Here is a 26,981-nt window from a genome sequence, read left to right as displayed (position 1 = left end):
ACATCTATAACCGAAATAGAGTTAGATCGCAATCTAAATTATATCGGTCGCTGGTCAAGAAGAGAACCTGAAATGAAACGCAAACATGTACTGACCTCCGTGGGTCTCGTGGCAGCGGCTGGAGCCGCCGCCATCTTCCTGCTGTCTGAAATGCCCAAACCCGAAGCGGAGGCTAAAGATCCGCGAACTGTTTCGCCGCTGGTGCGGGTGGCGCAGGCGAAGAAGACTGAAACGGCGGAACGCTCGTTCACCGGCACGGTGGCGTCGCGGGTGCAGAGCAATCTCGGCTTTCGGGTTCCGGGCAAAATCGTTGAGCGGCTGGTCGATGTCGGTCAGCAGGTGAGGCAGGGGCAGGCCCTGATGCGTATCGATGAAACCGATCTCCAGCTCGCGCTGACGGCGAAACGCAATACGGTTACGGCGGCGCGCGCCGTCCTGATACAGGCGCAGGCCGACGAGAAACGATATGCCGCTCTGGTGAAAAATGGGCTCGCCGCCACTCCGCAGCGTTACGAGCAGGCAAAGGCAGCTCTGGATACGGCAACAGCACAGCTTGCTGCTGCCGAAGCGGATGCGGAGGTTGCTGAAAACGCAGCAAACTACACAACTCTTCTCGCTGACTCCGACGGAACAGTCGTCAATACCCTTGGAGATTCCGGACAGGTCGTGGCCGCTGGCCAGACCGTCGTGCAGCTGGCACAGGCCGGCCCGCGTGAGGCTGTTGTCTGGCTGCCGGAAACTTTCCGGCCGGAGATCGGATCGGAAGCGCAGGCCAATGTCTACGGTGGCGGAAGTCTCAGCGGCAAGGCCAAACTTAGGCAAATCTCGGATTCCGCCGATCCGCAAACCCGTACCTACGAGGCGCGTTATGTTCTTGACGGCGATGCGGCTTCCGCCCCGCTTGGCTCGACAGTGACGATTAGAATTCTTGATGCTGACCGCCAGTCGGAAGTCGCCGTACCCGTCGGCGCAATTCTGGACGACGGAAATCGAACAGGCGTGTGGGTCGTCAACGGCACCACATCAACGGTGAAGTTCACCCCGGTCAAAGTTCAGCAAATTGGCGAGGAGACGGCATTCGTCACGGGAATTGGAACTGGGGAGCAGGTTGTAGCACTGGGCGCGCATCTCCTCGCCGATGGCGCGGCCGTCAGGATTGCCTCGCAGCAAAAGGTGACGAAGTAATGAACTTCAATCTTTCCGCCATTGCCGTTCGCGAACGCGCCATCACCCTGTTCTTTATTGTGCTGCTGGCCGCAGCCGGTGCCTACGCCTTCGTCAAGCTGGGACGCGCCGAAGATCCATCCTTCACCATCAAGACCCTGACGGTCACATCGGTCTGGCCTGGTGCCACTGCACGGGAAATGCAGGATCTCGTCGCCGAGCCGCTTGAGAAGCGCATCCAGGAACTCACCTGGTATGACCGGGTCGAAACCACGACGCGGCCGGGATATGCCTTCCTCACGGTCACGCTGAAGGATAACACGCCGGCCAGTGCCGTCGCGGAAGAATTCTATCAGGCCCGCAAGAAGCTCGGGGATGAAGCCCGAAATCTCCCGCCGGGGGTCATCGGGCCGTTCGTCAACGATGAATATTCCGATGTCAGCTTCGGGCTTTATGCGCTGAAGGCCAAGGGAATGCCGATGCGCGACCTCGTGCGGCAGGCGGAGGTGATCCGCCAGGACCTCCTGCACGTTCCGGGCGTCAAGAAAATCAACATCGTCGGGGAGCGACCCGAACAGATTTTCGTTGAGTTTTCTTATGCAAAACTCGCGACACTCGGCATATCTGCGCAAGACGTCGCTGCTGCTCTACAGAGGCAGAATACAGTTACCCCGGCCGGCTCTATCGACACGCGGGGACCACAGGTCTTCATTCGGTTCGACGGTGCCTACAATAGTGTGCAAGCGATTTCCGATACGCCGATCGTGGCTGCTGGCCGGACTTTGAAGCTCTCCGATCTCGCAGATGTGCGACGCGGCTATCAGGATCCAGCGACCTATATCATCCGTCATGAGGGTGAGCCTACGATCATGCTGGGCGCGGTGATGCAGCAGGGCTGGAACGGTCTCGAACTCGGCAAGGCGCTGGAAACGCGCTCCGCCGCGATCGCGCAGACGCTGCCTCTGGGGATGACACTGACCAAAGTCAGCGATCAGGCCGTCAACATCGATGAGGCTGTCGGTGAATTCATGCTCAAATTCGCAATGGCACTTGGTGTAGTTCTGTTCGTCAGTCTGGTCGCACTCGGCTGGCGGGTCGGCATCGTTGTCGCGCTCGCCGTGCCGCTGACGCTCGCCGTCGTCTTCCTGATCATGCTGGAAACCGGCCGGTTCTTCGACCGTATCACGCTCGGCGCTTTGATCCTTGCGTTGGGGCTTCTCGTGGACGACGCCATCATTGCCATTGAGGTGATGGTGGTGAAGATGGAAGAGGGCATGGACCGCATCAAGGCGGCCGCCTATGCCTGGAGCCATACGGCGGCACCGATGCTGTCGGGAACCCTCGTCACGATCATCGGGCTGATGCCGGTCGGTTTTGCCAAATCAACGGCTGGCGAATATGCCGGCAACATCTTCTGGGTGGTAGGCTTTGCCCTGATCGTGTCCTGGATCGTCGCTGTGACGTTTACCCCCTATCTGGGGGTAAAGATGCTGCCTGACATCAAGCCGGTCGAAGGCGGGCACCATGCCATCTATGATACGCCCAACTATCGTCGTCTGCGTTCCATCATCAAGTTTGCGGTACGCCATAAATTCGTCACCTGCGCGGTGGTCGCTATCATGATGGCCGCCTCGGTCGTCGGCATGGGCGGCGTGAAGCAACAGTTCTTCCCGACATCGGATCGCCCGGAGGTGCTGGTGGAAGTCCGCATGCCGGAAGGCACGAGTATCGAAGCGACGACGGCTGCGGTGAAGAAAGTCGAAGACTGGCTGCAAACCCAGCCGGAAACAAAAATAGTCACCAGCTATGTAGGGCAGGGCGCTCCCCGCTTCTTCTTCGCCATGGCGCCCGAATTGCCCGACCCCGCCTTCGCCAAGGTCGTCGTGCTGACGCCCGATGCCCATGCAAGAGAAGAACTGAAGCACCGCCTTCGCGCCGCCATATCGGAGGGCCTCGTTCCTGAGGCGTCCGTGCGTGTGACGCAGCTGGTATTCGGACCTTACACGCCGTTCCCGGTCGAGTTCCGGATCATGGGACCGGATCAGGACGAACTCTACAGAATATCCGAGCAGGCGCTGGCCATTATGAAAACTGTGCCCGATGTCCGCCAGGCTAACCGGGACTGGGGCAACCGAACGCCGGTATTGCGTTTCGTTCCGGATCAGGATCGCCTCAATCTTATTGGCCTTTCCTCTTCCGAAGCAGCCCAGCAGATGCAATTGCTGCTGAGCGGCATTCCGGTGACGCAGGTGCGCGACAACATCCGTAACGTTCCCGTGGTCGCGCGCAGCGCCGGCGACAACCGGCTCGATCCATCAAGGCTGGGCGATTTTTCGCTGATGAGCCGGGATGGCCGGCAGGTGCCGCTCGATCAGATCGGCCATTCCGAGATCCGGTTCGAGGAGCCGATCCTGAAACGCCGCGACCGCACGCCGGTAATCACGATCCGCTCCGATATCAACGAGGCGACGCAGCCGCCGGAGGTCTCGCAGCAGGTCATGAAGGCGCTGCAACCGCTCATCGCATCGCTGCCGGTCGGATACCGCATTGAGATGGGCGGAAACATCGAGGAGTCGCTCAAGGCCAATGTCGCGCTGGTCCAGGTCTTCCCGCTGATGATTGCGGCGATGTTGATCGTCATCATCCTGCAGGTTCGCAGTCTGTCGACGATGACGATGGTTATGCTGACGGCGCCGCTTGGCCTTGCCGGGGTAGTGCCGACATTGCTTCTCTTCAATCAGCCCTTTGGCTTCAACGCCATTCTCGGCCTGATCGGACTGGCGGGTATCCTGATGCGCAACACGCTGATCCTGACGGAGCAGATCAAGGAAAACCAGGCTGCCGGACTTGATGACTATAACGCAGTCATCGAAGCCACGGTGCAACGGACGCGTCCCGTCATTCTGACGGCACTTGCTGCCGTCCTCGCCTTCATACCCCTGACCCACTCTGTATTCTGGGGATCGATGGCCTATACGCTGATCGGTGGTACGGCGGCGGGTACCGTGATGATCCTGCTGTTCCTTCCAGCCCTCTACGCGGTGTGGTTCCGGATCAAGCCAACGGCGGGAAACGGCCACGAGGACATGGTTGAACCTCTGGAGCCACTACCCGCAATGGCCGCCGAATAGGGCGTTTTCAGATCGGGAGTTGCTCCTGTTTCGCCCGGCGGATAGCCTCTTTTATCCGCCGGGTGCAGTGGAAGGGCGGCAATCCTTCGCCATATTAACGCGCGGCGTCGATAATCATTCCGCCATCGGGCGTGAGGCTGTAACCGGTGATGAACCGGGAATCCCTGCTGGCGAGGAACAGCGCGACGGGCGCGATGTCCTCTTCGGGCGAGCCGAACCGGGCAAGCGCATTGTCGGGCGCCGGCATGTTGGCTTCGGCAGCGCCCCAGGTATCGGCAACCGGCAGGAGGTTGTTGACCGTGATCTTGTCGATGCCCCATTCGCGGGCCGCGCTACGGGTCAGCGCCCGGATTGCCTCTTTCGCCATATTGTAGGGGGCGTAGGGCGACAGGCCGGTAATGCCGGCCAGCGAGCCGAAATTGATGACGCGGCCCTCTCCACTGGCCCTCAGATACGGATACGCCGCCTGCATCATCCGCAGGAAGGCGATAGGGCCCATATCGAAGTTGCGTTGCAGCTGATCGATCGACAGATCGAGCACCGAAGACTGCACCACCGAGGGGTCGAAGGCGTTGTTTACGAGAATATCGATGCCGCCCCAGGTTGCGGCGACCCTGTCGATCGCTACCCTGATCTGATCGGTCTTGCTGACGTCGGTCGCAATGCCCAGCGCGGTTCCGCCCGCTGCCTCGATGTCGGCCACGACGGCTTCCACATTGGCGGGAGTGAGCGACAGAACCGCAACTTTTGCGCCCTCCGCCGCAAAGAGCCTGGCCGTGGCGCGACCAATTCCGCGGCCGGCGCCAGTGATGATGGCAACCTTGCCCTCAAGTCTTTTCATGTTCATCTCCATTTTTCGGTTTATCGATACGTCATTGCTTCGAGCGCATAGGGCGACGGCACGTCGCGCGCGTCATTCTGTGTTGCGAAGGATGCGGCCAGAAACAAAAGGCCGATGGCTGCGGGCGCCGCACCTTTCAGACTGCGCGCACCGAGATGGGCCAGTCCCGACAGGATCAGGTGGTAAAACATGCCCGCATAGGCGAGATCGCTGAGCGGCACGTTGATCCGTGACAGGATCGCCAGCGGTCCGAAGACCTTCACCGCGATCATGAACGGCACCAGATTGGCGGCGTGATAGCCAAGGTCGGCCTGGACCTTTCGCACGAATTCCGGCTTGGTTACGTATAGGAGGGCGGATGACAGATACAGCAGCGACAGGAGCGCCGTGCTGATCCAGTATGTGTAAATCGCGGTCATGAGATATCCTTGATCGTCGAACCGTGGTGGCGGGACTGGGCGAAAGCCGGGCTCTTTTCGGGTGCTGCGTTGCACCGGCGGCCAAGAGCTTGTATTGAAATTGTAGCTTATGATGAATTTTCGCAAGTAGGATGAATTTCGATCACTAAGTATGGAAAACCTGACTAATGACCGAGAACGATTTCACGATGCAGAACGAGATGCGCCGCGCCTTTGCGATGCTGTCGGGAAAATGGAAGCTGGAAATCATGTGGCTGCTGCACCAGCGGATTTACCGCTTCGGGGAGTTGCGCAAGGCTATTCCGGGCATCACGCAGCACATGTTATCGGCGCAGCTTCGCGAGCTGGAGGCGGACGGCCTGGTCTCGCGCACCGTGTTTGCTGAGGTGCCGCCACGTGTCGAATATGAGATGACACAAAAGGCGCGTGGCCTTGGGCCGACGATGGAGGCTTTGAGCGTCTGGTGGGAAGAGCATGGCAAGACCGTTCCTGCCAAACCCGCACTACGGGGGCGCAAGCCGAATGACGTCCCCTCCGTTGCGAAGCGTACCCGTTGAAAGGCTTTATCGGGCGCAAACTTCTGGTGGGGCGGTCTGGATCGGGACGTCACGGATCTGGGCCATAATTGGGCAGCATTGCCACGAAAACACCAAGGTTCATTCAGCTGCAATTCACCGGCCAGGGCGCTAAATCCCTCCATCCCAAAAGGAGGGAGATGAAATGCGTAAGATGATTTTAAGCGCTGGAATAATTCTCGGTGCCCTGTTCGGCAGCGGCGCGAACGCCATGCCTGTCGGTCAACCGTCCACGCCCCTGGCATCCAACATTCATAGCGTGGACTATGCCTGCGGACGCGGCTTTCATCTATCGCCGCGCGGATATTGCCGGCCCAATGGACCGCCGAGATATGAGCGCGGCTGGGACAGGCGTGATCATTGGGAAGGCCGCAGGGAGTGGCGTGATCGTCAGGCTCGCAGAGAATGGCGGGAGCGCAGAGACTGGCGCGAACAGCGCGAATGGCGAGACCGCCGCGATTATCGTTGGTAGTTAGTGCTGGGGCCCTCTCTCAACCGGGAGGGCCTTTTTCATATGCGGCTCGTTTCAAATAAGCGTGAGGAAACCTGAGGCGAAGTTGTGGGTTAGTCCACGAACCCGTCATTCAAAGGAGAAAATCATGCATATCACCAGACGCACCATCCTCGCAGCCGGTGCGGTTACCGCTGTCGCAACCGTCTTTCCCCGTCCGCATGTCGCACATGCCGCCCTGCCTTTGACGCAGCCGGCCCTTCCGTTCGCGCAGGCCGATCTGGCGCCCGTCATTTCGGAGAAAACGGTAAGTTTGCATTACGGAAAGCACCATAAAGCCTATTATGACAAGCTCAACACACTGGCCGCCGGCACCCGTTACGCCGACATGGAGTTAGTCGAGATCGTCAAAGAGGCCGCTAAATCCGAAGCGGCGGAAGATATCAAAATCTTCAACAACGCCGCCCAGGCCTGGAACCACGTCGCCTATTGGGATCAATTCGTTCCAGGCGGGCCGAACCGGCCGGAGGGTGATCTTGGCGCCCGGATAAACGAGACTTTCGGCGATTATGATGGCCTCATCAAGCGGGCAGTCGATGTTTCCGATACGGTATTTGGTACAGGCTGGGTCTGGCTGACGCGCGACGACGATAACAAGCTTGCGCTTATCGGATACGAGGACGGTAACAACCCGGTCGCTGTCGGCCGCCCCGCTTATCTCGGTATCGATATCTGGGAACACGCATATTACGTCGATTATGAAAATCGCAAGGCAGAGCATATCCGTTCGGTGCTCGAGAAACTGGTCAACTGGCGGGTTGTTGAAGAGCGTATGAGTGCCTGAGCCCGCGCAGGCGGCGCCGAAGGTCATGCGCCGGCCTTCTTTTTCAGATCCACAAGGGCGGAGGAAAGTGCCTGTTATCGCAACAGCTGGATGATGGATTCCAAAGACCGTCGCGTACCGTTTTTCCCGAAACGGGAAGTGGGCTCAGCCGTTATGCCGCCGTGTTCAACGGCGTCGAGATCAATTCCACTTTCTATCGCCGCAATAGGACGACGACGTTCGAGTGCTGGACAAGTGCGGTGCCGGATGACTTCCGCTCTGCTGTGAAACTGCCCCGCGAAATAACGCAGGAGCATCGGTTGCGAGCCATCGGACAACTCTTCAAGACATTTGTGGAAGAACTCCCGGCGCTGAACGGCAAGCTTGGGCCATTATTGTGCCAGTCGCCGTCCACTCTTGAGTTCGATGTCCATGAAGCAGCGCCGCGTTCAAAGCCATGCGTGAGTTTTTTTCAGGCATGCTCGTGCTCGAACCATGCCACACGAGTTGGGCCACGCAGCAGGCGGAAGAGGTTTTAAGCCGTCACGCCATTGATCGCGTTCTGGCCGATCCGGCACGGGTCTGGTCCGTGGGTGATTTTTCCGAGCCGCCCCAATATCTCCGGCTGCACGGCGCGCCCAGAATTTACTATTCCGACTACAGCGCGGACGAAATCCGCTCTTTCAAAAAAACGTCTTTCCGCCGAACCCTGGTGCGTTTTCGACAACACGGCCTTTGCTGCCCCAATTCAGAATACGATGGCAATGCTCGACCATGGCGTAATTACTGAACGGCACGCGGACTGACCTCTGCGTTTGCGTCATCGAGAGCCAATGCCTCATCTATCTCGGTTGATGATACCTGAAGGAACTGGCGTCGGGCCACCGCGATGGAAATCGCGGGAATCTCAAGGTGAGTTGCCACCCGGCGATATGCCGTGAAGCTCAAGCCTTCTATCAACTCCTCGTCTACGACCAGGCGATATGTGCCCGCTCCCAAGAGTTCCGAAAGGGCTTCCAGACGAAATGGATGCGTGAATGTGATTTCGGTCTCTGTGATTCTTTCGATCATGTGGATCACTGCTTTCCGTTACGTTGTAACCGGCGCATTTACAGCCGGTATCGCAACTACGTTCCGATGAGGATGTAAACGATCAGCGCAAGGCTTGCCGCAGACAAGGCATAGCCCGCCAGAGTTGCGAGATCGTGTTTCGTCGGATGGTGAAATATGGAAGACATGGCGTCCTCCTTCGTCGGGGCCAGGGTCTTCAACCCTTAAACAGCAGCGCCCGTGATATGGCTGCTGGAGTAACCAGAGTGGACCTGTTTCGGTCGTTTGGCAATGAAACAATTTCGGAACGTCAACCAATGAACACAGGAACGCAGTCGGTCTCATCCATGCCCAAGGGCAATTGACGCACGTCTCAAAATGTCTGCCACGACGGTTTCTCATGCGGTCGGGAATCGTAATCGTTACGCGAATTTCGAAACTGATCCGAATTTTCAACCACCCATGTCCAAAGCGGAATCATCCGGATCAGCAACCCCATTCCCAGTTCGGTAAGCTCGTATTCCACGCGTGGCGGCATTTCCGAAAGATCATAGCGTGTGACCAGCCCATCTCTCTCAAGCTGGCGGAGGGTGCGTGTCAGCATCCTCTGGGTAACGCCGTGCATTCTACGGCCAATATCGGCATGGCGTAGTCTGCCATACACACCCAACGTATGGATAACACCCAGCGACCATCTGTTTCCTGCATGGGTGAGAACTTCGCGTCTTACGCCGTCCTCGTCCTCGCGAAGACCATCGCAGACCGCTTGAGAATAGCTCAGGATTTCATCTCTGGTCAGTGTCCTGCCCTCCGGTATCACGCGTGTACCTTCTTACGACCGCTTTTGAAATATGCCAGTTACCCGGTCACATCAACGATGAGAGTAAGAAGGATTTCCAAAATGAACTCTTCGCAAACAGTAAAAGCACAGTCGATTCTGGTCATTGGCGCCGGAGAACTTGGCATGCCGGTTCTCCGCAATCTAGCGCGTAAAGCCAAAAACTACGAAGGGACAATGATCAGCGTCCTGTTACGAGCGGCGACAGTCGAATCCAACGACCCGGTAAAACAGCGCGATGTCTCCGAAATACGCGAACTGGGGATAGAGGTCGTTACCGGCGATATCCTTGCCGCTTCGACAAGCGAGCTGGCAGCGATCTTTGCGCCTTATGATACGCTGATCGGATGTGCAGGCTTTTCCGCTGGTCGAAACACACCAATGAAACTCGCCAGAGCTGCGCTCGAAGCCAACCTAAAACGGTATTTTCCATGGCAGTTCGGCGTCGATTTCGACGTCATCGGTCGTGGCAGCCCTCAGGACCTGTTCGACGCGCAGATCGACGTGCGTGACCTCCTGCGTGGACAGGACAAAACGGACTGGGTGGTGATTTCCACGGGAATGTTCACGAGCTTTTTGTTCGAACCGATATTTGACGTCGTCGATCTCGAAAAGAACCTGGTCAATGCACTGGGCAGCCTGGATACGGAAGTCACGCTGACGACCCCTGACGATATCGGTGCCTTGACCGCAGAGGTGGTCTTTGCTCAACCGACGATCCGCAACGAGATCGTCTACCTTGCCGGTGACACGGTGACCTATGGCGAGGTTGCCGACAAGCTTCAGAGGGTGCTTGGGCGTCCATTTACGAAAGCGGAATGGACAGTTCCACAGCTCAAGTCGGAACTTGCACAGGACCCCGACAACCACATCAAGAAATATCGGGCGGTCTTTGCTGAAGGCAAAGGTGTGGCATGGCCGAAGCGCGGCAGCTTCAACGAGCGAAATGGCATCAATGTCACGACTGCTGAAGAGTGGATGCGCGAAAACCTCCATTCCTGATAGCGCTGCAGCTCGACCGGTTCAGGGGCCGCGCCGAGCGCTTTAATGTAGATTGCAGAATGAAAAAGCATCTGAGGCGCTTCGACCAGATCGAGCGACGCGTGCGTATCCATTGCTGGCGCTGACGATAGATCGTCTCGAGTTCGGCATAGCCGATCCGATCGGCGATCGGCCGGAAGGCGGCTCCGGCTTCAATCGGCTGAAGCTGCTCCGGATCGCCGACCAGAACCAGTTTTGCCCCAGCCTTCGTCATCATTTCGATGAACAACGCCATCTGCTGGGACGAGACCATGCCAGCCTCATCGAGCACGAAGTAGTCTTGTCGTCGAGCTGGTTGCGCCCTTGGTTCCAGCGAAGCTCCCACGACGACAGTGCGCGCGAAGCGATGCCAGCTTCCTTCTGCAAACCTTCGGCAGCTTTGCCAGCCAACGCTCCGCTGACCACACGATAGCCGGCCGTTTCCCACGCTTCACGGGCAGCCTTCATCATTGCCGTCTTGCCGGCGCCGGCGCGGCCGATGACAAAAGCAATGCCCTTGGCGATTGTAGGATTTACAGTAGTGCATTCCGTACTCCGCTCCGGAAAAATGGCTTCGAAAGACAAGCTTTCTCACCCAGGAGACGATCGGACATGAAGAAATCATCCTCCAAAATCCGCGACGAAATCGCTAGGCTGCAGGAGCAGTTCAAACTAGCCGAGACCGGGAGGTCGAGTGGATTGGCAGGGTCGTGCTCAAGGCCGGACTTGGAGAGATCGAAATCGGGGAAGGGGAACTGCAGGCTGCCTTTGCGGATGTGGTCAGACGGTTTCGCGGAGGGCAGGGCGCTACGACCGGAGGGGGAAAGGATGTCCGCGACAGCAGCAGACAGGCGCAGACCACTCCGGACACGCCTGCTGCTGGGCGCTTTGATGGAGACAGCGCGTCGCATCAAGGGTGACGAACCCGAGCGCTCCAGGCTCATGGTGATCGGCGTGGAGGCCTTCGGCAATGACGATCAGTAGGATTGCGCTCGTCGTCGTGCCAGCGGCGTTGATGATCCTGGTCATCATCGGAATGACAGGGATCGAACAGTGGCTCTCCAGTTTCGGCAAGACTGGGGCCGCACGACTGGTATGGGGGCGGGCGGGTATCGCCTTGCCCTATCTTGCCAGTGCGGCGGTCGGTATCTTGTTCCTGTTCGCGAGTGTCGGCTCAATCAACATCAGGCAGGCGGGGTGGGGTGTCGTCGCGGGATCGAGCGGGACGCTCGCAGTCGCAGCAGTCCGCGAAACAACGCGCCTGTCCTCTTTCATGAAGACTGCACCCGCCGACAAGACAGTCTTGGCCCTTCTCGATCCGGCAACGTCGATCGGAGCGAGTGCAGTGCTCTTATGTGCCTGCTTCGCACTCCGCGTGGCGTTCATCGGAAATGCGGCATTCGCAAGCGCGGAGCCGAAGCGCATCCACGGCAGACGAGCGCTCTACGGTGAAGCGGATTGGATGAAACTGACGGAAGCCGCGACGTTGTTTGCGAAGACTGGCGGTATCGTCATCGGCGAGCGCTATCGCGTCGACAAAGACAGTGTGGGTGCCCGAGCGTTTCGAGCCGACAGTGCAAAGACATGGGGCGCCGGTGGCAAGTCGCCCTTGCTGTGCTTCGATGGCTCGTTCGGCTCATCGCACGGGATTGTCTTTGCCGGCTCCGGCGGCTTTAAAACGACGTCGGTGACGATCCCGACGGCGCTGACATGGGGCAGCACGCTGATCGTCCTGGATCCATCGAACGAGGTCGCGCCGATGGTCTGCGCCCATCGCGGCCGAGCGGGAAGGGACGCGTTCGTTCTCGATCCGAAGAAGCCGGACATCGGCTTTAACGCCCTGGACTGGGTCGGGCGTTTCGGAGGAACGAAGGAAGAGGATATTGCCTCCGTCGCCTCATGGATCATGAGCGATAGCGGCGGCGCGCGCGGCGTCCGTGACGATTTCTTTCGCGCCTCGGCGCTGCAGCTGCTGACAGCGCTGATCGCCGATGTCTGCCTGTCCGGTCACACGGATGAGAAGGACCAGACGCTTCGGCAGGTGCGCATGAACCTCTCCGAGCCCGAGCCGACATTGCGCAAGCGGCTGCAGGACATCTACGACAATTCGGGTTCGGAGTTCGTGAAGGAAAATGTCGCAGCCTTCGTCAACATGACGCCGGAAACCTTCTCCGGCGTCTATGCCAATGCGGTCAAGGAGACACACTGGCTTTCCTATCCAAACTACGCAGCACTCGTGTCGGGACGGAAATTTTCGACCAGCGACATCGCGGCAGGGAACACGGACGTCTTCATCAATATCGACCTCAAGACATTGGAAACCCATTCGGGTCTTGCCCGTGTCATCATCGGTTCGTTTCTCAACGCGATCTACAATCGCGACGGCCAGATAGAGGGGCGCGCGCTGTTTCTGCTCGATGAGGTCGCCCGCCTCGGCTACATGCGGATCATCGAGACCGCGCGCGACGCTGGTCGCAAATACGGGATCACGCTCACGATGATCTATCAGTCGATTGGCCAGATGCGTGAGACCTATGGTGGACGCGACGCAACGAGCAAGTGGTTCGAGAGTGCCAGTTGGATTTCATTTGCCGCGATCAACGATCCCGAGACCGCCGATTACATCGCCCGACGCTGTGGTATGACCACAGTCGAGATCGACCAGGTCAGCCGCAGTTTCCAGGCAAAGGGGTCGTCGCGAACACGCTCGAAACAGCTCGCTTCCCGACCGCTCATCCAGCCACACGAAGTTCTGTGCATGCGGGCCGACGAACAGATCGTCTTCACCGCGGGAAACGCACCGCTCAGATGCGGACGTGCCATCTGGTTTCGCCGCAAGGACATGAAGGCATGCGTCGAGACAAACAGGTTCCACCGGAATTAGGCGCCGATCCCGGAGAGAAGCGCGGGTCTGACGAGTCAGGGGGCGCAAATCGCTGCAGGATTCAGACGGAAAAATCAACATTTCCGACAACGACAAAGCCGGCGATATTATGCTCAAGTCCGATAAGGATATCATTCGAGAAAGCGCCCAGGCGACGAACAGTTCATCGACAAGCAGAACATCGGGAGGCGCAAGCTTCGGCGTTTCCGCCAGACTAACGGGTGGCGCTAATGTATCGGCCGGCAGGTCTAGCGGTGATGGGACCACGCAGGTCAACAGTCACGTCAACGGAACCGGTGATATCACTCTGGCGCCAGGAAACGATACGCGTCTCGGTGGTGCGGTGGTTTATGGAGACACCGTCACTGCAAATGTCGGTGGTGATCTCACGATACTCTCCGTTCCTCCCGGCGCATCTAGCGGCATTTAACTCGCCCAACACGGTTTCCGTCGATCGGCCCCCGCGTCATGGATCGAGGAATCCAGCCACCCGTCATCGCTCAGTGTCTCTTAGGAGCTGGTGAAATTGGGATGACGGAGCGCATCAGCTCATTGGACTCTTCCGGGCGGTACGACCGGATCTCATCGAACGATCCGGCCGGTGAAGAGGCAGAAGTGAGCCGTTATGCGACCTGTGCGGCAAGCTTTATGGCATCCGCGCCGGCCAGGATGCGAAACGGAGAAGACACATCGGTTACTGCCTGCCAGACCGCTTTTGCCACGTCGCCCGCAGTGGTGATTTCGGCCGGCTGAGGCGGCGTTGCTACGAACACCTGTTTCGCCCAGTCGGCATAGGCCTCGGGTATGCCGTTCTGCGAGCGGGCACGGGCGGTCGCGCTGAAAGACGTTTCCGGCGCTCGACCGGGGATGACCAGGCGCACGCGTACCCCGAACGGCTCCACCTCCAACGCGAGGTTTTCGCTGAATGCCTCCACGGCCGCCTTGCTGGCCGTATAGGCGGACAACATTGGCAGCGGCTTGAGCGTCACGGCGGACGACACATTGACGATCACGCCCGTTTCACGCGCGCGGAAGCCGGGCATTGCCGCTTGCGACATCGCCATGGTACCGAACGTGTTCAGCTCGAAAAGCTGGCGTGTTGCGTCCATCGGCACGCCTTCCAGAGCACCCATCAGGCCGGCACCGGCATTGTTGACGAGGGCGTCGATCGGCCCTGTTTCATCCAGAACACGAGTGATGTTGGCAGCGTCGGTTACATCGAGTGCAACGACGCGCAGCCGTTCGGATGCGGGCAACAGATCCCTACGAGGCGTGCGCATTGTGGCAATGACAGTCCAGTCGCGATCGAGGAAATAGCGGGCAGTCTCAAGTCCGAAGCCGGACGAGCTGCCGGTGATGAGGATCGTGTTCATGTGAAACTCCTGTTTGTGGTGATGGTATAGCGCGACCGTGGATATGGCTGGGCGCGCGTTACGAGGAGCCGGAACAGGCGCGTCCGGCGGCCTACTTCGTCTCGATGAGTCCAAATGCGTTGGCTGGATCACAACAAAGCCGTGCGTCGCCCAATAATCAGCGAGGGGGCCATAAGCGTGAAGCGACTGGCCGTTGCCGTGTGAGAAGATGATGACGGGTAGCACGTCGCCTGCAACCGGCGCGGAAACCCGGACGTACAGGTCAACGCCCCGCCCCGGGGACGGCAAGGCAATGGGAGCGGTGGAGACAATGGAGGGTAAGCCGGCGGCATGCGCGCAGGCTTCAGCGAACGAGCTGGACATGGGACTGCAAACCTCCGAACTGGCAAGCGGATCATTGATCCGTTATACTATAAATACGGATCAATGATCCACTTAACAAGGAGGATCGCGGAAAATGTTGTCAACCAAATTTCGGAATGCAGTCGAGGCCGCGTCACCGGCTCCTGGCGATGCCGAAGCGCTCGCACCGCGAATGCGTGCCGATGCTCGCAGGAACGAGGAAGCAGTTTTGGAAGCCGCCAAGATCGTGTTCGCCCGTTCGGGGGTGGATGCTCCCATCCGGGAGATCGCGACACAAGCGGGCGTTGGGCTGGGTACACTCTACCGCCGTTTCCCGACCCGTGCTGACCTGGTGGCAGCGGTGTTCCGTCGCGAAGTTGATGCCTGCGCCGATGCGGCAGCGCCGCTTGCCGCTGAGCACGGGCCAGCCGATGCGCTGGCAGCCTGGCTGAAGCTCTACACGCGCTTCCTGGCCACCAAGCAAGGGTTGGCCGCCGCGCTCCATTCCGGCGATCCGGCATTCGCCACCTTACCGGACTATTTCCGAAGCCGATTTGAACCTGCTCTGTCGACGCTGCTGAGTGCCGCTGCCGGTGCGGGAGAAGTTCGAGCTGACGTTGCACCCTACGATCTGCTGCGCGCGATCGGAAACCTCGCCGTGGCCTCGGGGGAAGATGGGCCGGCCCATACCGAACGAATGCTCATGCTGTTGCTGGATGGACTGCGCTATGGTGCGGCGAAGCCGAAATAGCCGCGGCTGCCAGGAGGCGCGATAGGACAGATACCAGAACTCCATCGCTTCCGGGGGCAACGACACTCACCGATGGAAGCTTTCGGTGCTTTCCTTCCCAAAAGAAGCCTTACCGGTTTCCACCCAATCGCTGCCTTTGCAAGGGCCGCCGAATCGCCGCCGGCTTTTTCACACGCAATCGGCGAACAATCGTAGCGAGTAATCCGTCAAGATGAGGCCTTCGCCGCCGTTCTCCCGCTTCTGCATGCCACACTACTACTACGACGACGACCGAAACTTGTTGAATCGGCCTGATTCCGGGATCTGCGTCTCGCAAGAGCGTGTCTGGTTCGGTCCCCTCGAAAGATATCGGCCTACGCTACCGTCCGCAATAAGCCGCTGCGGTCGCCAGTAATAAGAGTTTTTAATAAAGCATTGGGCGGCTGCGATGATAGAAAGTTAAGATGAAACTCTGCGCCGCAACGAGCGCGGCGGCATGATAGACCACCCAAACTACGATCCCTCGGGATATGCAATCCTTAGGAGCCAATAGGTTCAATAAGGTTTCGTACCCCGAAGACTTTAGGTGGAGGCGAACTGTCATGGTTTTTGAGAAACTCCACCATGGCAGCCTTGAGCGCCACGCCACTGACGCGGGTCCTCATCATATCCCTGGTCAGCGCGGCAATGATCTCGGCAGCTTCGTAGACCGGTAAACCACCATCCCTGATATTGGAGACACAATTGCGGCTGGAATCCAGGTTTCCCGACTTTGGACCGTAAGTGATGTAAGCACCGAGGCTGTCGGCGGCTGAAAGCCCCGGACGTTCGCCGACAAGCACGATCGTCAGTTTTGCACCTAATGCCTCACCGGCAGGATCGCCGAGTGCGACGCGCGCCTGGCTTGCCAGCACGATTGGTGCAGCCGTCAGGTTCAGGGACGAGAGCTTCGGAACAAGCGCCTCGATCAGCGGCACCGCATTGAGATCGACTGCGCTGGATGACAGGCCATCCGCAACGACAATCGCGACATCATAACCATTGATCGTTCTCTCATGTTTCAGCCGTGTGGCGGATTCCGCCTCAAGCTGCCGTCCGAGATCCGGCCGCCGCACATAGATGCTGCGGTCACTTGCCATGCTCTCGACATTCACAGCCGAAAGGCCAAGACGATCGAGTCTGTCCGCCAGTGAGGGCCGGTCGACGCTCGTCCAGACCGCTTCTCGGGCCCGCGCGTGGTCGAGAAGGAAAGCGAGTTGCGCGCGTGTCGGAAGACCTGCGCCATGACGGCCGAGCGAAACACGCGCATCGGTCATGTCCTTGATGGTCAGGTTTTTTCCGGCAGCAGTGGATTCTGGCACCTTTACCATGTCAGGCTCCGATCAATGCGCTGTTGCGGACATAATTGGAAAGGGCGACAGGCTCGCCGACCAGCGCGCCATTGCGATCGGTCAGGCCGATTTCGAAAAGCCATTTCTCGAACTCTGGTGCGGGTGGCCGCTTCAGCGTCTCGCGGCAATAGACGGCATCGTGATGCGACAGCGACTGATAATTCAGCATGATATCGTCGGCACCAGGAACAGTGATGACGAAGTTGACATTAGCCGCGCAAAGCAGGGTAAGCAGCGTATCCATATCCTCCTGATCGGCATCGGCGTGATTTGTATAACAAACGTCGACGCCCATCGGCAGGCCCAGGAGTTTGCCGCAGAAATGATCCTCGATGCCGGCACGGATGATCTGCTTGCCGTTGAACAGGTATTCCGGCCCGATGAAACCGACGACCGTGTTGACGAGCAGTGGATCGAACTCGCGCGCCACGGCATAGGCCCGTGCTTCCATCGTCTGCTGGTCTACGCCGAAATGCGCATCGGCCGAAAGCGCCGCGCCCTGCCCAGTCTCGAAATACATGACGTTTGCACCCGGCATGCCGCGACCCAGCGACCGCCCTGCCTCATGTGCCTCCTTCAGAAGCGCCAGATCGACGCCGAAGCCGCGATTGGCCTTTTCCGATCCCGCTACCGACTGGAAGACGAGATCGACCGGCGCACCGCGTTCGATTGCCTGGATCGCCGTCGTTATATGGCCAAGGCAACAGGTCTGGGTCGGGATCGCAAGCTTTTCCCGCAATTCGTCGAGCAAGGAAACGATGCGGATATAGTCATCCGTCGCATCGGTCGCGGGATTGACACCAATCACGGCATCTCCCGACCCCATCAGCAGGCCGTCGATGGCAGACGCTATGATGCCGCGGCTGTCATCCGTCGGGTGGTTGGGCTGGTTGCGGGTGGAAAGCCGCCCGGCAAGCCCGATCGTGTTGCGGAACCTTGTCACGACATGTCGCTTGGCGGAAACAGCCATCATGTCCTGCAGGCGCATGATCTTCGATACGGCCGCGACCATTTCCGGGGTCAGTCCCCAGGTCACCGCCTCCAGCCGCTCATGCGTCGTCTCGGGCTTGAGCAGCCATTCGCGGAATTCACCGACAGTAAGCGAGGAGACTGCGGAAAAGGCTGCCGGATCGTGCTGCTGCGCGATCAGTCGGGAAACTTCGTCATCCTCCGACGAAATGAGCTCCTCGCCGAGAAATGCTTTCAAGGGCAGATCGGCCAGCGCCATCTGGGCTGCCAAGCGCTCGACCGGGCCTTCCGCCGCAATGCCAGCCAGCTGGTCGCCGGAGCGTTCCGGCGTTGCTTTCGCCAGCAGTATTTTCAGGTCATCAAAGCGGAAGACAGTCTGCTCGATTGTCGTTGTATAGGGCATTTTCACGTCACCGGTTGAGGAGTGCCAGGGCTTCGTCGTGAAGCCTCCGGGTGGCCGACGCCAGAACCCGTCCGTCGGAATGTATCGAAAGCGCATTGCCCTGCCAGTCGGTAATGCATCCGCCGGCACCCGTGACAACAGGCACGAGAGCCATGTAGTCGTAAGGTTGAAGTCCCGTCTCGAGAGCGATGTCGCAATGGCCGGAAGCGATCAGACCATAGATATAGCAGTCTCCGCCGAAACGCCGCAGCCTGGCTTTAAGGGAGAGACGCTCGAAGCTTTCGGCTTCGCTGTCCACGAACATGTCCGGCGAAGTTGTATAAAAACGTGCGCTGGACATGCTTTCGCAGCCGCTGGTGCGGGCCGACTTGCCGGCAAATAATGTCTCTGCCGGCCGTCCCAGCCACCGTTCGCCGGTGGGTGGGATATCGATCAGACCACAGAATGGCTTTTCCTGAAAAGTCAGTGAGACAAGCGTACCGAACAACGGGAAACCGGTGATGAAGCTCTTGGTGCCGTCAATCGGGTCCAGTACCCATGTAAAGGCATTGCCTTCCTTTACGCCGAACTCCTCACCATAGATGCCATGGTCGGGAAAACGCGCCTCGATCATCTCGCGAAGACGTTTTTCGATTGCCCGGTCGGCGATTGTCACCGGGCTTTCGTCGAGTTTTGAAACCACGTCGAGCGGGGTCCTGAAATAGGAGAGCGCCAGCGGACGCGCGGCATCGGCAAGCTCTTCGGCGAAGGCGGTATAGGTCGCAGCCTGTTGCGGGCTGATATCGGTAATGGTCATCAAAGCGCTTTCAGGAACAGAGGCCAACGGGGATCGCGGATGATCGAGCGGGCGCGCATATGCTTCCATATCCCGTATTTGTAGAAATCAAAGTCGAGCGTCGAAATCCGGTTCTGCACCATCGCCCAGGTGCTCCACTTGATATCGGCCAGCGCCTTGTGGACGATGAAGCGGGCGTGACACGCCTTGTTATAAAAACCGAAATATTCCTCGATGATCTCGCAGTCGGTGTCCTCCGAATAGAACATCTCGCCGCTCCAGATCGCCAGATCGTAGAGCCTTTCATTGTTCGATGCATATTCGAAATCGATAAGCTTGATCGACTTGTCGTCGCCGATCAGGAAATTGCCCGGCATCGGATCATTGAAGCAGGGAACCAGATCAAGCCCGGAAGCCTCAAGTGCGGCGCGTGCCTGCCTGTAGGACCGGAAGAGCCAGTCGTGGTCGAGCGGCCAGTGGCCGTCAAGCAGGCGCGCCTGATCAAAATGTTCCTCTATCATATCGAAAACGGTTTTCGTCAGCGGCAGGGCAGGGGCATCGTGAAACTGCCGGTAGACGCGCACCGCTTCGTTACGGATTGCCGGGTCTGCGAAATCCCTATGTGTCGAGGCGCGGCGACCGTCGATGAATTCGGCGATTTCGATATCGAGGTGATTGAGGTAGTCGAATGTCTTCGGCCCGACGCCGATCGCCTCGGCCTGCTTGCTTGCTGCGGCTGCGGCCTTGCGGTCGATGAACATCTCGGTACCGCGGCCAGGGATTTTCAGGAAATATGCCCGATCCTCACCTTCGACCTCAATGCGGAAATTGGTGTTACTGATGCCTCCGGAGACCGGACGATAGCGCAGTCGCCGACCTTGCCAGGGTGTCACCTGGATGATTGCGGCCTCAACTGCCCGTTCGGCATCGGATCGTGCCATTCCCAGTTCGTTCATAGGCTTGTTCCCGTTATTGTTTCTAGCCCGTTGTCATTATGGTTATGCTTAAAGCGCCCGTAGTCTGGCTTCGAAGTCCGGTTGGCCGAGCAGCATCCGGCAACGCAGGAAACGCCAGCCGGCATATTTCAGGAATTCGACACCCCGCGGCGGCGAACGAAGCTCCAGCACGAGGCTGCGCAAGGCCCAGTAGAGGTCGTCTGCCGCAGCATAGACACGGCAGCGATTGAAGGTTCTTTCGCTGAAACTGCCGTCGTGCATTTCCAGCAACGGCCTCATCTGGCTTTCGAACTGGTAGAGTTCGTTCATCTGAACGCCGAGCTGGTAATAAGGGTCGATGTCGGCGGCCATGTCGAAGTCCACGAGCTGCATTGATCCGTCTGGGCCCAGCATGACATTCGAAGCCTGCGGATCACCGTGGGCCGGTTTCAGGTCCATGCCAGCGGCTGAAACAGCTTCGCGGATCGGCGTCATCCAGGAGAGCATCCATTCGGCATCGCCGGGCAGGCTGGTGTCACCGGCAGTCACGATCGCCCAGAGCTGATCGACACCATCGAAGACTGACCATGTTCGGCCGGTGGAAATACTCTGTGCGATCGTCGTCTGCATCTCGATCAGTCGGACGACACCTGCCGGCTGCATCAGATCGTCGATCCTTGCCGCTCGCCAGCCGTGACCAAGTCGGGCAAACAGCGTGCTGCGCGTCCCGGCATCGTAACCAAGGGGCTGAGGCGAAAGACCAAGGTTATGAAAATGGTTTGCCGCAGCATTAGCGGCCTCGGCATCCACGAGATCGGTTACCTCATCGGCACAGAGACGCAGGAAATAACGTGCTTCGCCGTCTGCCGGCGCGACCACGAAATTACAGGATTCGACGGCATGATAGGACGGCGATGCGACAGATGCCGTCCCGGACGCATAGGAAGGGGTGTCGCCAATCACTGCGGAAAAGACTGAAAGCGCCTTCTCCGCGCGGGCTTCCATCGGTGATTCAGGAGAACCCGTTTTCTTCATTCGGCAGCCTCGCTGAGTTCGGCGACCTTCAAACCTTCGCAGGCGATCTTGTAAAGCATGTCCGCCAATATCTGCGCGCCAAGGGCCTGATCTTCAGGCGAGGTGTATTCGGTCGGGTGGTGGATTACGCCGTCACGGCTCTGAACCGCCAGAACTACCGCAGGGCAGACATCGGAGACGGCAACGGCATCATGGCCGCCGATCGTATCGAGGTGGCGGGCGGTCTGGCCGAGATGCGCCGCAGCACTTTCCGCAAGCGTCACCAGACCCGGCGCGAACGTTCCGGCCTTGCGGCGGTCGATGGAGCGGACCTCTGAGGTTACGCCGGCTTTCAGCGCCGCCTTCTCTATCTTGATCTTCATCTTGCGTTCCGCCTCCGTCAGAACGTCTGGCGATCCTGAGCGCAGCTCGATGAACAGCACGGCTTCGGCCGGCACGACATTGGGTGAATTGGGGAAGACTTCCAGGCGGCCAACCGACGTATGCAGGTCGAGGCCGTGTTCCGTCGAGATCTGCTTGAGATCGGCGATCAGATAGGCAGCAGCAAGCAGCGCATCCTTGCGATCTGCCATCGGGGTTGCGCCGGTATGCGCCTGGCGCCCATGGAAGGCGAGGCGATATTTCGTGGCGCCCCAGAACCGCGTGAAGATACCGAACCGCTCCCCGGCACGGCTGAGCGTCGTGTCACCTTCTATATGCAGCTCAATCAATGCGTCGGGAATTTCCACCTTTTCCTTGCCAGCATAACCGATCTCGTCCAGCGACTGGCGTACCGTAATGCCATCACCATCTGTCCGTTCCAGCGCCCATTCGAGTTCAATGGCGCCGGTAAACACGCTGCTGCCGAGCAGGCTCGGCTGGAAACGGGCGCCCTCCTCATTGGTCCAGTTGACGATCTGAAAGTTGCAGGCGGACAACCTGCCTTCCGCCTTGAGACGTTCGCTGACGGATAAAACCGCCTCGCAGGCGGCGATGACGCCGAGCGCTCCGTCGAAACGACCGCCGTTTGGCTGGCTGTCGATATGGGAACCGACCATGATGACGGGCGCATTTGCGCCTGCCAACTTCATCCTGCCGAACTGGTTGCCGATCGCGTCAACGGCCTGCTCGAAGCCGTTTTCGGTAAACCAGCGCCCCAGCCAGTCGCGCGCCATGCCGTCTTCCCTGGAAAGTGTCAGGCGGGTCATCGAGCCATCGGGGCCTCCGCCAAAAGTGGAGAGCGTCTCCATAAGCAACTGGAGCCGCTCGGCATTGATCGGGGCAGAGGAGGAGGGAACGTCAGGCATGTATGATTTCCACTTTGGATTGATTGAATTGATCTGAAAATTCCCGCGCGATGACGCCGCTGGTCACCACAGCGTCGATTTCGCTGAGGCCGAATGTGTGGATGGAACCGAGGCGACCGAACTTGGAACTGTCGGCAACAATGATCGAACGTTTTGCCTGAGCCTTGGCGACGCGGCGCAGGATCGCCTCGTCCTCGCCGAAATCCATGAACCCGCGTTCCGCGTGAATGGCGCTGATGGCGATGATCGCGAGATCGAAGAAATGCTCCTTCAGCGCGGCCACGGTCTCATGGCCGTATGTCGCCTGATAGTCGGGGCGCATGCGGCCGCCGAGAACCCGCACACTTGCCTGCGGCAGATTGAAAAAATGGGCGGCGACCGCCAGCGAATTGCTGACAACGGTCAAGTCTTTGCGTGTCTCAATATGTTTCAGGCAGGCAATCGTTGTGGTGCCCGTATCGATGAAGACCTTCATGCCGTCTTCGACGAGCGACGCTGCGGCCTCGCCGATCTTGGCTTTCTCGCGGGAGCTGACGCGCAGTCGATCGGTAAATGGCTGATCGCTTTCCTGCTGATCGAGGACCGCGCCGCCATAGACGCGGCGGGCATAACCGCGCATCTCAAGTTCCTTAAGGTCGCGCCGGATCGACTCCTGGCTGACCTGCAGATGATCGGCAAGCTCCCTCACATTGACGCGCTGGGTCTGCTTCAGCATGTCGAGGATAAGCTTGAGGCGATGTTCGGTGAAACTCATGAATGCACCCTGGATTGTAGTGATCGTTGCGGCCTTTCGGTGGCCCGCAACCATGTTCAGGCCGAAGCCATTTGACGGGTTTCGTCATCGAGAGCCAGTGGCTGGATGAGATGACAGGCGGCGAAATCCTGGCTGCCACGCGAGGTAAGAGCGGGCTGCAGGCTGCCGCATCTCTCCATCGCACGCGGACAGCGCGACTTGAAGCTGCAACCTGGAGGAATATCGATCGGGCTTGGCGGTTCACCTTCCAGAAGGCAGTCTTCCGGCTGGTAGCGGCGTTCTTCAAGTGTCGGCATCGCACTGAGCAGCGCCATTGTGTAAGGATGTCCGGGATCGAAGAACAGCCGCTCGTTATCGGCCAGTTCGAAGACCTCGCCGAGATACATCACCGCCACCCGGTTGCAGACCTTGCGAACCATTGCAAGGTCGTGGGAGATGAAGATGTAGGTGAGGTCGTATTCCTTCTGCAGTTTCTGGAAAAGATCGAGAAGCTTGAACTGTTCTGTCTGGTCGAGAGCAGAAAGCGTTTCGTCCATGATCAGGATTTCAGGCTCCAGAACCAGCGCACGGGCAACGTTGATGCGCTGGCGCTGGCCGGCACTGAGGCCGAGCGGCAGTTCTTCGTAGAGATCGGCGGAGAGGCCGACTTCGCCCATGACCTTGAGCACCCGCTCACGAATCCTGGCGCTGTCCTTCCATCCGTGCGTGCGAAGCGGGCCTTCGAGCATCTTCCCGACCGATGTACGTGGCGGCAGCGAGCCGAAAGGATCCTGCAGTACCATTTGCAGCTTCTTGCGGAAGGTGAGAAGGTTTTTGCCCCCGAGCATCGCGATGTCATCCGTGCCGCACAGGACCTGGCCGGAGCTCGGCAGCTCCAGCCTGCTCAGAAGCCGCATGAGCGTCGACTTGCCACAACCGGATTCACCGACAATAGCGAAGCTGTCGCCGCGGCGGACGTCGAAGGTGACGTTGCGAACCGCACGCACATGGTTGAAACCGCCGAAACCGGTCCTTTTCTTTACCCTGTAGACCTGTGAGGCGTCGCGCAGGCTCAAGACAACGTCACGTTTGTCGTTGAGACGCGGCATCTCGGTCTTTTCGATCCAGATCTTTGGCGTCTGTTCGACAAGCTCCTTCGTATAGGCATATGCAGGGGTAGCGATCAGCCTTTCGGTTTCCTGTTCCTCAACAATGCGGCCTTTCTCCATTACCAAAATTCGATTGCAGGTTTCGCGGGCAATGGGAAGTGAGGAGGAGACGAACAGCACAGCGGTATCGAAACTGTCGGTCAGTTCCTTCATCAGACGGATGACCTGGGCTGCGACGGTGACGTCGAGCGGCTGGGTGACGTTATCTGCAATCAACAGCGCCGGGTTCGTCACCAACGCATCAACGATCAATGCGCGCTGCATCATGCCGCCGGAAAACTGCGAGGGGTAGTCGCTGAAACGGCTGCGGGCCGACGGAATGCGGACGGCCTCCAGAAGCTCGATCGTACGCTTTTCCGCCTCCTGCCGCGAAGTGCCTGGAACGACCGCACGCAGCTTCTCTACAATCTGGGCGCCGACCGGCAGCGTCGGATCGAGTGCACCCATCGGATTGGCGCCGACATAGGCGACCCGGCGGCGCAGGGTCCGCATCTCGTTCTCGGAGATGCCGTAAATATCCTTGCCTTCGAAGAGGACGTTGCCGGAACTGACGGAAAGGGGCGGTTCCAGCCAGTTGACGACTCCCTTCGACAGCACCGTTTTGCCGGCTCCGCTGGCCCCGACGACACCGACGATCTCTCGCGGCGCGAGACTGAAGGAGATATTGTCCAGAATAATCTTCGCCTTGTCCGAGCGACCGGCGTTAACGGTGAGGTTTTTCAGCTGAAGAAGTGGTTTGATCATCACTCGGACCCTCCGTGGATGGCGTTACGGGCCCGCTCCAGCGAAGCGCCTATGAGATTGATGCTGGTTAGCGTGAGGCCGAGGAAGATGCCGGGCATGGTGGCGATCCACCATGCGTTCAGAAGATATTTGCGGCCATCGGCGATGATGTTGCCGAAAGTCGGCGTCGGCGGCTGGACGCCCAGACCGAGGAAACCGAGCGTCGATTCAAAGATCATCATGCGTGCCACATCGAGCACCGAGGTGAAGATCACCGGCGGCAGGAGCAGCGGCAGAAGCAGGCTGACGATGATGCGGAAATCGGTCGAGCCTCCAAGTTTCGCAGCGCGCACATATTCCCGCTGCCTTTCCGTCATCACTATGCTGCGCATGATCCGCGCATAGACCGGCCAGCTTGACAGACCGAGCACAAGGACGATGGCCGGAATTGTCGGGCGCGACACGCCGAGAACGGCGATCGCCAGAATGATCATGGGGATAGAGAGCTGCGCATCGGTCAGGCGCATGATCAGCATGTCGATGCGGCCGCCGAAATAACCTGCGATCGTGCCGAGGGCGCAGCCGATGATGAGTGTCACTGCAACCGACGCAATACCGATCAGGAAGGAGTAACGCAGGCCGACAAGCGACCTCACCAGCATGTCGCGGCCGATCTGATCGGTGCCGAGCGGGTGACCCCAGCTCCAGTTGTCACCGAAGAAGAGTGGCGGCAGAAGGCGGGCCTTAACATCCATCTTGGTCGGGTCGACGCCACTGATTTCCGGATAGAGCGCGGCGGCAACCGCAAGCAGCAGGAAGATCGCAAGACCGATGCGAAAACCGGGCGTCGATGCGGCGCGATCGAATATGCGACGCGCAATCGAGCGGCTTGCCATTTTCGATATGATCGGGGTATCGAGTGCGGATGTGATGGACATCAGTATTCAAGCCTCGGATCGATGGTGGTTGCGACGAGATCGACGACAATGTTGATCAGTACGAAGATGGCGCTCGTGACGATCGCGATCCCCTGGATCAACGGAAAGTCGCGCTGCAGCACGGCATTGATGGTCAGAAGACCGAGCCCGGGATAATCGAAGATATATTCGACGATGATGACTCCGCCGAGCAGGCTGGAGAATTGCACACCGAGCAGGTTGAGAAGCGGCACCGAGGCGTTGCGCAGGACATGGTTGGAGATGATCCGCGAACGGCTCAAGCCACGTACGCGTCCGACCGACACATAGGGCTCCATCATCTGGCCGGATACCGAACTGACCAGCGTGCGGATCAGCACCGGAGACAGTTCGACCGCCAGCACTATTGCTGGCAGGATTGTGTAGGCAAAGCCCTGATAGCCAATTGCAGGCAGCCATCCGAGCTTCACCGAGAAGAGCAATGCCAGAACGATGCCGAGCCAGAAATTCGGCAGCGAGATGAAGATCGAGGATATGTAGAATGCCAGCTTGTCGGGCCACCTGCCGATCGACAGCCCGCCGGCAATGCCGACAATTGCCGAAAAGATCAGCGCGATCACCAGTGTGACGGCCGCAAGCTGGAGCGTCATCGGCAGGGTGTCGAAAATCAGGTCGAAGACTTTTGCTCGTTCGCCGCGGGTAGTGTCGTTGAATGTCGCGCCACCGGTCGAGGCGCCGTTTGCCGGGCGCACGAAGGACTGGCCAAGATCGCCGCGAACCACACCACCCATGTAGCGACCGAATTGCACGAGGATAGGATCGCGAAGGCCCATGTCGGTTGCGATCTTTTCGATCAGTGCTTCGGGCGCCATGCCGCCCGCCATGAGGCGCACCGGGTCGCCTGGCACCACCCGCAACAGGGTAAAGATCAGCAGGGACACAAGGAATATGATGATGGCGCCTTGCACGAGGCGCCGCATCAGGAAGTTCACGGCAAACATTCA

The 26,981-nt window shown here is 59.0% G+C and carries 26 protein-coding genes and 3 pseudogenes; 12 read left to right on the top strand and 17 right to left on the bottom strand.

Annotated elements, in window-relative coordinates; genetic code table 11:
* The first annotated feature begins 72 nt into the window (after positions 1-72).
* Together RS75_RS11275 and RS75_RS11270 are read left to right on the top strand one after the other, a co-directional pair.
* Positions 73-1,185: an efflux RND transporter periplasmic adaptor subunit gene (locus RS75_RS11275; RefSeq protein WP_045020363.1), complete on the top strand. Its 1,113-nt coding sequence runs from the start codon at positions 73-75 to the stop codon at positions 1,183-1,185.
* Positions 1,185-4,295 carry an efflux RND transporter permease subunit gene (locus RS75_RS11270; protein WP_045020361.1) on the top strand — a complete coding sequence of 1,037 codons (3,111 nt, stop codon included), beginning with the start codon at positions 1,185-1,187 and terminating at the stop codon, positions 4,293-4,295. Before RS75_RS11275 ends, RS75_RS11270 begins: the two co-directional genes overlap by 1 nt.
* Before the next feature lie 94 nt (positions 4,296-4,389).
* Here RS75_RS11270 and RS75_RS11265 read toward each other — a convergent pair whose 3' ends face one another.
* Positions 4,390-5,136 (bottom strand): SDR family NAD(P)-dependent oxidoreductase, encoded by a 747-nt coding sequence (locus RS75_RS11265; protein ID WP_045020589.1) that lies wholly within the window; start codon positions 5,134-5,136, stop codon positions 4,390-4,392.
* Positions 5,137-5,156: 20 nt separating this feature from the next.
* On the bottom strand, positions 5,157-5,555 hold the full coding sequence (locus tag RS75_RS11260) for a DoxX family protein (RefSeq protein ID WP_045020359.1): 399 nt from the start codon (positions 5,553-5,555) through the stop codon (positions 5,157-5,159).
* A 167-nt stretch (positions 5,556-5,722) separates the two neighbouring features.
* On the opposite strand from RS75_RS11260, the gene RS75_RS11255 reads away from it, so the two are divergent.
* From RS75_RS11255 to RS75_RS27080, 5 genes are all read left to right on the top strand, one after another.
* A complete protein-coding gene (locus tag RS75_RS11255; protein WP_045020357.1) occupies positions 5,723-6,112 on the top strand; it encodes a winged helix-turn-helix transcriptional regulator in 390 nt (129 codons plus the stop codon).
* Between the two features lie 163 nt (positions 6,113-6,275).
* The gene (locus RS75_RS25100; RefSeq protein ID WP_052679674.1) at positions 6,276-6,602 is read left to right on the top strand and encodes a GCG_CRPN prefix-to-repeats domain-containing protein; all 327 of its coding nucleotides are present in this window, start codon (positions 6,276-6,278) and stop codon (positions 6,600-6,602) included.
* A 127-nt stretch (positions 6,603-6,729) separates the two neighbouring features.
* Entirely contained in the window at positions 6,730-7,425 is a 696-nt protein-coding gene (locus tag RS75_RS11245) for a superoxide dismutase (RefSeq protein WP_045020351.1), read from the top strand.
* A gap of 161 nt (positions 7,426-7,586) precedes the next feature.
* Positions 7,587-7,943 carry a DUF72 domain-containing protein gene (locus RS75_RS27085; RefSeq protein ID WP_234704252.1) on the top strand — a complete coding sequence of 119 codons (357 nt, stop codon included), beginning with the start codon at positions 7,587-7,589 and terminating at the stop codon, positions 7,941-7,943.
* Positions 7,862-8,194, top strand: coding sequence for a DUF72 domain-containing protein (locus RS75_RS27080; RefSeq protein WP_234704251.1), 333 nt, complete (start codon positions 7,862-7,864; stop codon positions 8,192-8,194). Before RS75_RS27085 ends, RS75_RS27080 begins: the two co-directional genes overlap by 82 nt.
* Here RS75_RS27080 and RS75_RS11235 read toward each other — a convergent pair.
* Positions 8,188-8,475, bottom strand: a complete 288-nt coding sequence (locus RS75_RS11235) for a hypothetical protein (RefSeq protein ID WP_045020349.1) — start codon at positions 8,473-8,475, stop codon at positions 8,188-8,190. The genes RS75_RS27080 and RS75_RS11235 overlap by 7 nt on opposite strands.
* Before the next feature lie 352 nt (positions 8,476-8,827).
* Positions 8,828-9,274, bottom strand: a complete 447-nt coding sequence (locus RS75_RS11230) for a winged helix-turn-helix transcriptional regulator (RefSeq protein WP_234704250.1) — start codon at positions 9,272-9,274, stop codon at positions 8,828-8,830.
* 24 nt (positions 9,275-9,298) lie between these two features.
* Here RS75_RS11230 and RS75_RS11225 point away from each other — a divergent pair, with 24 nt between their 5' ends.
* The gene (locus RS75_RS11225; protein WP_234704249.1) at positions 9,299-10,294 is read left to right on the top strand and encodes an aromatic alcohol reductase; all 996 of its coding nucleotides are present in this window, start codon (positions 9,299-9,301) and stop codon (positions 10,292-10,294) included.
* On the opposite strand, the pseudogene RS75_RS25600 reads toward RS75_RS11225, so the two are convergent.
* Positions 10,251-10,897: pseudogene (locus RS75_RS25600) on the bottom strand (AAA family ATPase). The gene RS75_RS11225 and the pseudogene RS75_RS25600 sit on opposite strands and share 44 nt — an antisense overlap.
* Positions 10,898-10,924: 27 nt before the next feature.
* Here RS75_RS25600 and RS75_RS11215 point away from each other — a divergent pair.
* The 3 genes and pseudogenes from RS75_RS11215 (at position 10,925) to RS75_RS25595 (ending at position 13,626) form a co-directional block, all read left to right on the top strand.
* Positions 10,925-11,232 (top strand): annotated as a pseudogene (locus RS75_RS11215) (TraC family protein).
* Positions 11,233-11,282: 50 nt separating this feature from the next.
* Positions 11,283-13,196, top strand: a complete 1,914-nt coding sequence (gene traG, locus RS75_RS11210) for a Ti-type conjugative transfer system protein TraG (protein WP_200893627.1) — start codon at positions 11,283-11,285, stop codon at positions 13,194-13,196.
* Positions 13,197-13,248: 52 nt separating this feature from the next.
* The gene (locus RS75_RS25595) at positions 13,249-13,626 is read left to right on the top strand and encodes a hemagglutinin repeat-containing protein (protein WP_324607183.1); all 378 of its coding nucleotides are present in this window, start codon (positions 13,249-13,251) and stop codon (positions 13,624-13,626) included.
* A gap of 193 nt (positions 13,627-13,819) precedes the next feature.
* On the opposite strand, the gene RS75_RS11205 is transcribed toward RS75_RS25595, so the two are convergent.
* Positions 13,820-14,569 (bottom strand): SDR family oxidoreductase, encoded by a 750-nt coding sequence (locus RS75_RS11205; RefSeq protein WP_045020341.1) that lies wholly within the window; start codon positions 14,567-14,569, stop codon positions 13,820-13,822.
* 114 nt (positions 14,570-14,683) lie between these two features.
* Positions 14,684-14,932, bottom strand: a pseudogene (locus RS75_RS27440) (alpha/beta hydrolase); the annotation flags it as partial.
* Positions 14,933-15,104: 172 nt separating this feature from the next.
* Here RS75_RS27440 and RS75_RS11195 point away from each other — a divergent pair.
* A complete protein-coding gene (locus RS75_RS11195) occupies positions 15,105-15,662 on the top strand; it encodes a TetR/AcrR family transcriptional regulator (RefSeq protein ID WP_045020586.1) in 558 nt (185 codons plus the stop codon).
* Between the two features lie 518 nt (positions 15,663-16,180).
* Here RS75_RS11195 and eutC read toward each other — a convergent pair.
* Genes eutC through RS75_RS11145 form a run of 10 tightly spaced genes read right to left on the bottom strand, consistent with a single transcriptional unit; the run spans position 16,181 to position 26,978 of the window.
* Positions 16,181-17,011, bottom strand: a complete 831-nt coding sequence (eutC, locus tag RS75_RS11190) for an ethanolamine ammonia-lyase subunit EutC (RefSeq protein ID WP_045020338.1) — start codon at positions 17,009-17,011, stop codon at positions 16,181-16,183.
* 1 nt (position 17,012) lies between these two features.
* Positions 17,013-18,404, bottom strand: a complete 1,392-nt coding sequence (locus RS75_RS11185; protein WP_045020337.1) for an ethanolamine ammonia-lyase subunit EutB — start codon at positions 18,402-18,404, stop codon at positions 17,013-17,015.
* 7 nt (positions 18,405-18,411) lie between these two features.
* Positions 18,412-19,200, bottom strand: a complete 789-nt coding sequence (gene hisN, locus RS75_RS11180; RefSeq protein WP_045020335.1) for a histidinol-phosphatase — start codon at positions 19,198-19,200, stop codon at positions 18,412-18,414.
* The gene (locus RS75_RS11175) at positions 19,200-20,135 is read right to left on the bottom strand and encodes a choline/ethanolamine kinase family protein (protein ID WP_045020334.1); all 936 of its coding nucleotides are present in this window, start codon (positions 20,133-20,135) and stop codon (positions 19,200-19,202) included. Before RS75_RS11175 ends, hisN begins: the two co-directional genes overlap by 1 nt.
* A 48-nt stretch (positions 20,136-20,183) precedes the next feature.
* The gene (locus RS75_RS11170) at positions 20,184-21,149 is read right to left on the bottom strand and encodes a phosphotransferase (protein ID WP_045020333.1); all 966 of its coding nucleotides are present in this window, start codon (positions 21,147-21,149) and stop codon (positions 20,184-20,186) included.
* A complete protein-coding gene (locus tag RS75_RS11165) occupies positions 21,146-22,435 on the bottom strand; it encodes a Zn-dependent hydrolase (protein ID WP_045020332.1) in 1,290 nt (429 codons plus the stop codon). The genes RS75_RS11170 and RS75_RS11165 overlap by 4 nt, the downstream gene beginning before the upstream one ends.
* Complete coding sequence (locus RS75_RS11160; RefSeq protein WP_045020585.1) at positions 22,428-23,189, bottom strand: DeoR/GlpR family DNA-binding transcription regulator; 762 nt, start codon at positions 23,187-23,189, stop codon at positions 22,428-22,430. Before RS75_RS11160 ends, RS75_RS11165 begins: the two co-directional genes overlap by 8 nt.
* 56 nt (positions 23,190-23,245) lie before the next feature.
* Positions 23,246-25,081, bottom strand: coding sequence for a dipeptide ABC transporter ATP-binding protein (locus tag RS75_RS11155; RefSeq protein ID WP_084686783.1), 1,836 nt, complete (start codon positions 25,079-25,081; stop codon positions 23,246-23,248).
* Positions 25,081-25,998: an ABC transporter permease gene (locus RS75_RS11150; RefSeq protein ID WP_045020331.1), complete on the bottom strand. Its 918-nt coding sequence runs from the start codon at positions 25,996-25,998 to the stop codon at positions 25,081-25,083. Before RS75_RS11150 ends, RS75_RS11155 begins: the two co-directional genes overlap by 1 nt.
* Positions 25,998-26,978 (bottom strand): ABC transporter permease, encoded by a 981-nt coding sequence (locus RS75_RS11145; RefSeq protein ID WP_045020330.1) that lies wholly within the window; start codon positions 26,976-26,978, stop codon positions 25,998-26,000. The genes RS75_RS11150 and RS75_RS11145 overlap by 1 nt, the downstream gene beginning before the upstream one ends.
* Between the last annotated feature and the right edge of the window lie 3 nt (positions 26,979-26,981).

Origin of the sequence: Rhizobium nepotum 39/7, assembly GCF_000949865.1 — a bacterium.
Taxonomy (GTDB): domain Bacteria; phylum Pseudomonadota; class Alphaproteobacteria; order Rhizobiales; family Rhizobiaceae; genus Agrobacterium; species Agrobacterium nepotum.
The sequence above is the reverse complement of the archived record's forward strand: the minus strand, read 5'-3'. Positions and strand labels throughout refer to the sequence as shown.

Bases quoted from the DNA above. Each gene is read 5' to 3' on its own strand.
- RS75_RS11265 (WP_045020589.1), bottom strand. From the start codon at position 5,136: ATGAAAAGACTTGAGGGCAAGGTTGCCATCATCACTGGCGCCGGCCGC.
- RS75_RS11175 (WP_045020334.1), bottom strand. From the start codon at position 20,135: ATGAACGAACTGGGAATGGCACGATCCGATGCCGAACGGGCAGTTGAG.
- RS75_RS11155 (WP_084686783.1), bottom strand. From the start codon at position 25,081: ATGATCAAACCACTTCTTCAGCTGAAAAACCTCACCGTTAACGCCGGT.
- RS75_RS11260 (WP_045020359.1), bottom strand. From the start codon at position 5,555: ATGACCGCGATTTACACATACTGGATCAGCACGGCGCTCCTGTCGCTG.
- RS75_RS11255 (WP_045020357.1), top strand. From the start codon at position 5,723: ATGACCGAGAACGATTTCACGATGCAGAACGAGATGCGCCGCGCCTTT.
- RS75_RS11245 (WP_045020351.1), top strand. From the start codon at position 6,730: ATGCATATCACCAGACGCACCATCCTCGCAGCCGGTGCGGTTACCGCT.
- RS75_RS11275 (WP_045020363.1), top strand. From the start codon at position 73: ATGAAACGCAAACATGTACTGACCTCCGTGGGTCTCGTGGCAGCGGCT.
- RS75_RS11195 (WP_045020586.1), top strand. From the start codon at position 15,105: ATGCGTGCCGATGCTCGCAGGAACGAGGAAGCAGTTTTGGAAGCCGCC.
- RS75_RS11235 (WP_045020349.1), bottom strand. From the start codon at position 8,475: ATGATCGAAAGAATCACAGAGACCGAAATCACATTCACGCATCCATTT.
- hisN (WP_045020335.1), bottom strand. From the start codon at position 19,200: ATGACCATTACCGATATCAGCCCGCAACAGGCTGCGACCTATACCGCC.
- eutC (WP_045020338.1), bottom strand. From the start codon at position 17,011: ATGGTAAAGGTGCCAGAATCCACTGCTGCCGGAAAAAACCTGACCATC.
- RS75_RS11270 (WP_045020361.1), top strand. From the start codon at position 1,185: ATGAACTTCAATCTTTCCGCCATTGCCGTTCGCGAACGCGCCATCACC.
- RS75_RS25100 (WP_052679674.1), top strand. From the start codon at position 6,276: ATGCGTAAGATGATTTTAAGCGCTGGAATAATTCTCGGTGCCCTGTTC.
- RS75_RS11150 (WP_045020331.1), bottom strand. From the start codon at position 25,998: ATGTCCATCACATCCGCACTCGATACCCCGATCATATCGAAAATGGCA.
- RS75_RS11160 (WP_045020585.1), bottom strand. From the start codon at position 23,189: ATGAGTTTCACCGAACATCGCCTCAAGCTTATCCTCGACATGCTGAAG.
- RS75_RS11145 (WP_045020330.1), bottom strand. From the start codon at position 26,978: ATGTTTGCCGTGAACTTCCTGATGCGGCGCCTCGTGCAAGGCGCCATC.
- RS75_RS11170 (WP_045020333.1), bottom strand. From the start codon at position 21,149: ATGAAGAAAACGGGTTCTCCTGAATCACCGATGGAAGCCCGCGCGGAG.
- RS75_RS11205 (WP_045020341.1), bottom strand. From the start codon at position 14,569: ATGAACACGATCCTCATCACCGGCAGCTCGTCCGGCTTCGGACTTGAG.
- traG (WP_200893627.1), top strand. From the start codon at position 11,283: ATGACGATCAGTAGGATTGCGCTCGTCGTCGTGCCAGCGGCGTTGATG.
- RS75_RS11185 (WP_045020337.1), bottom strand. From the start codon at position 18,404: ATGCCCTATACAACGACAATCGAGCAGACTGTCTTCCGCTTTGATGAC.
- RS75_RS11165 (WP_045020332.1), bottom strand. From the start codon at position 22,435: ATGCCTGACGTTCCCTCCTCCTCTGCCCCGATCAATGCCGAGCGGCTC.
- RS75_RS27080 (WP_234704251.1), top strand. From the start codon at position 7,862: ATGCGTGAGTTTTTTTCAGGCATGCTCGTGCTCGAACCATGCCACACG.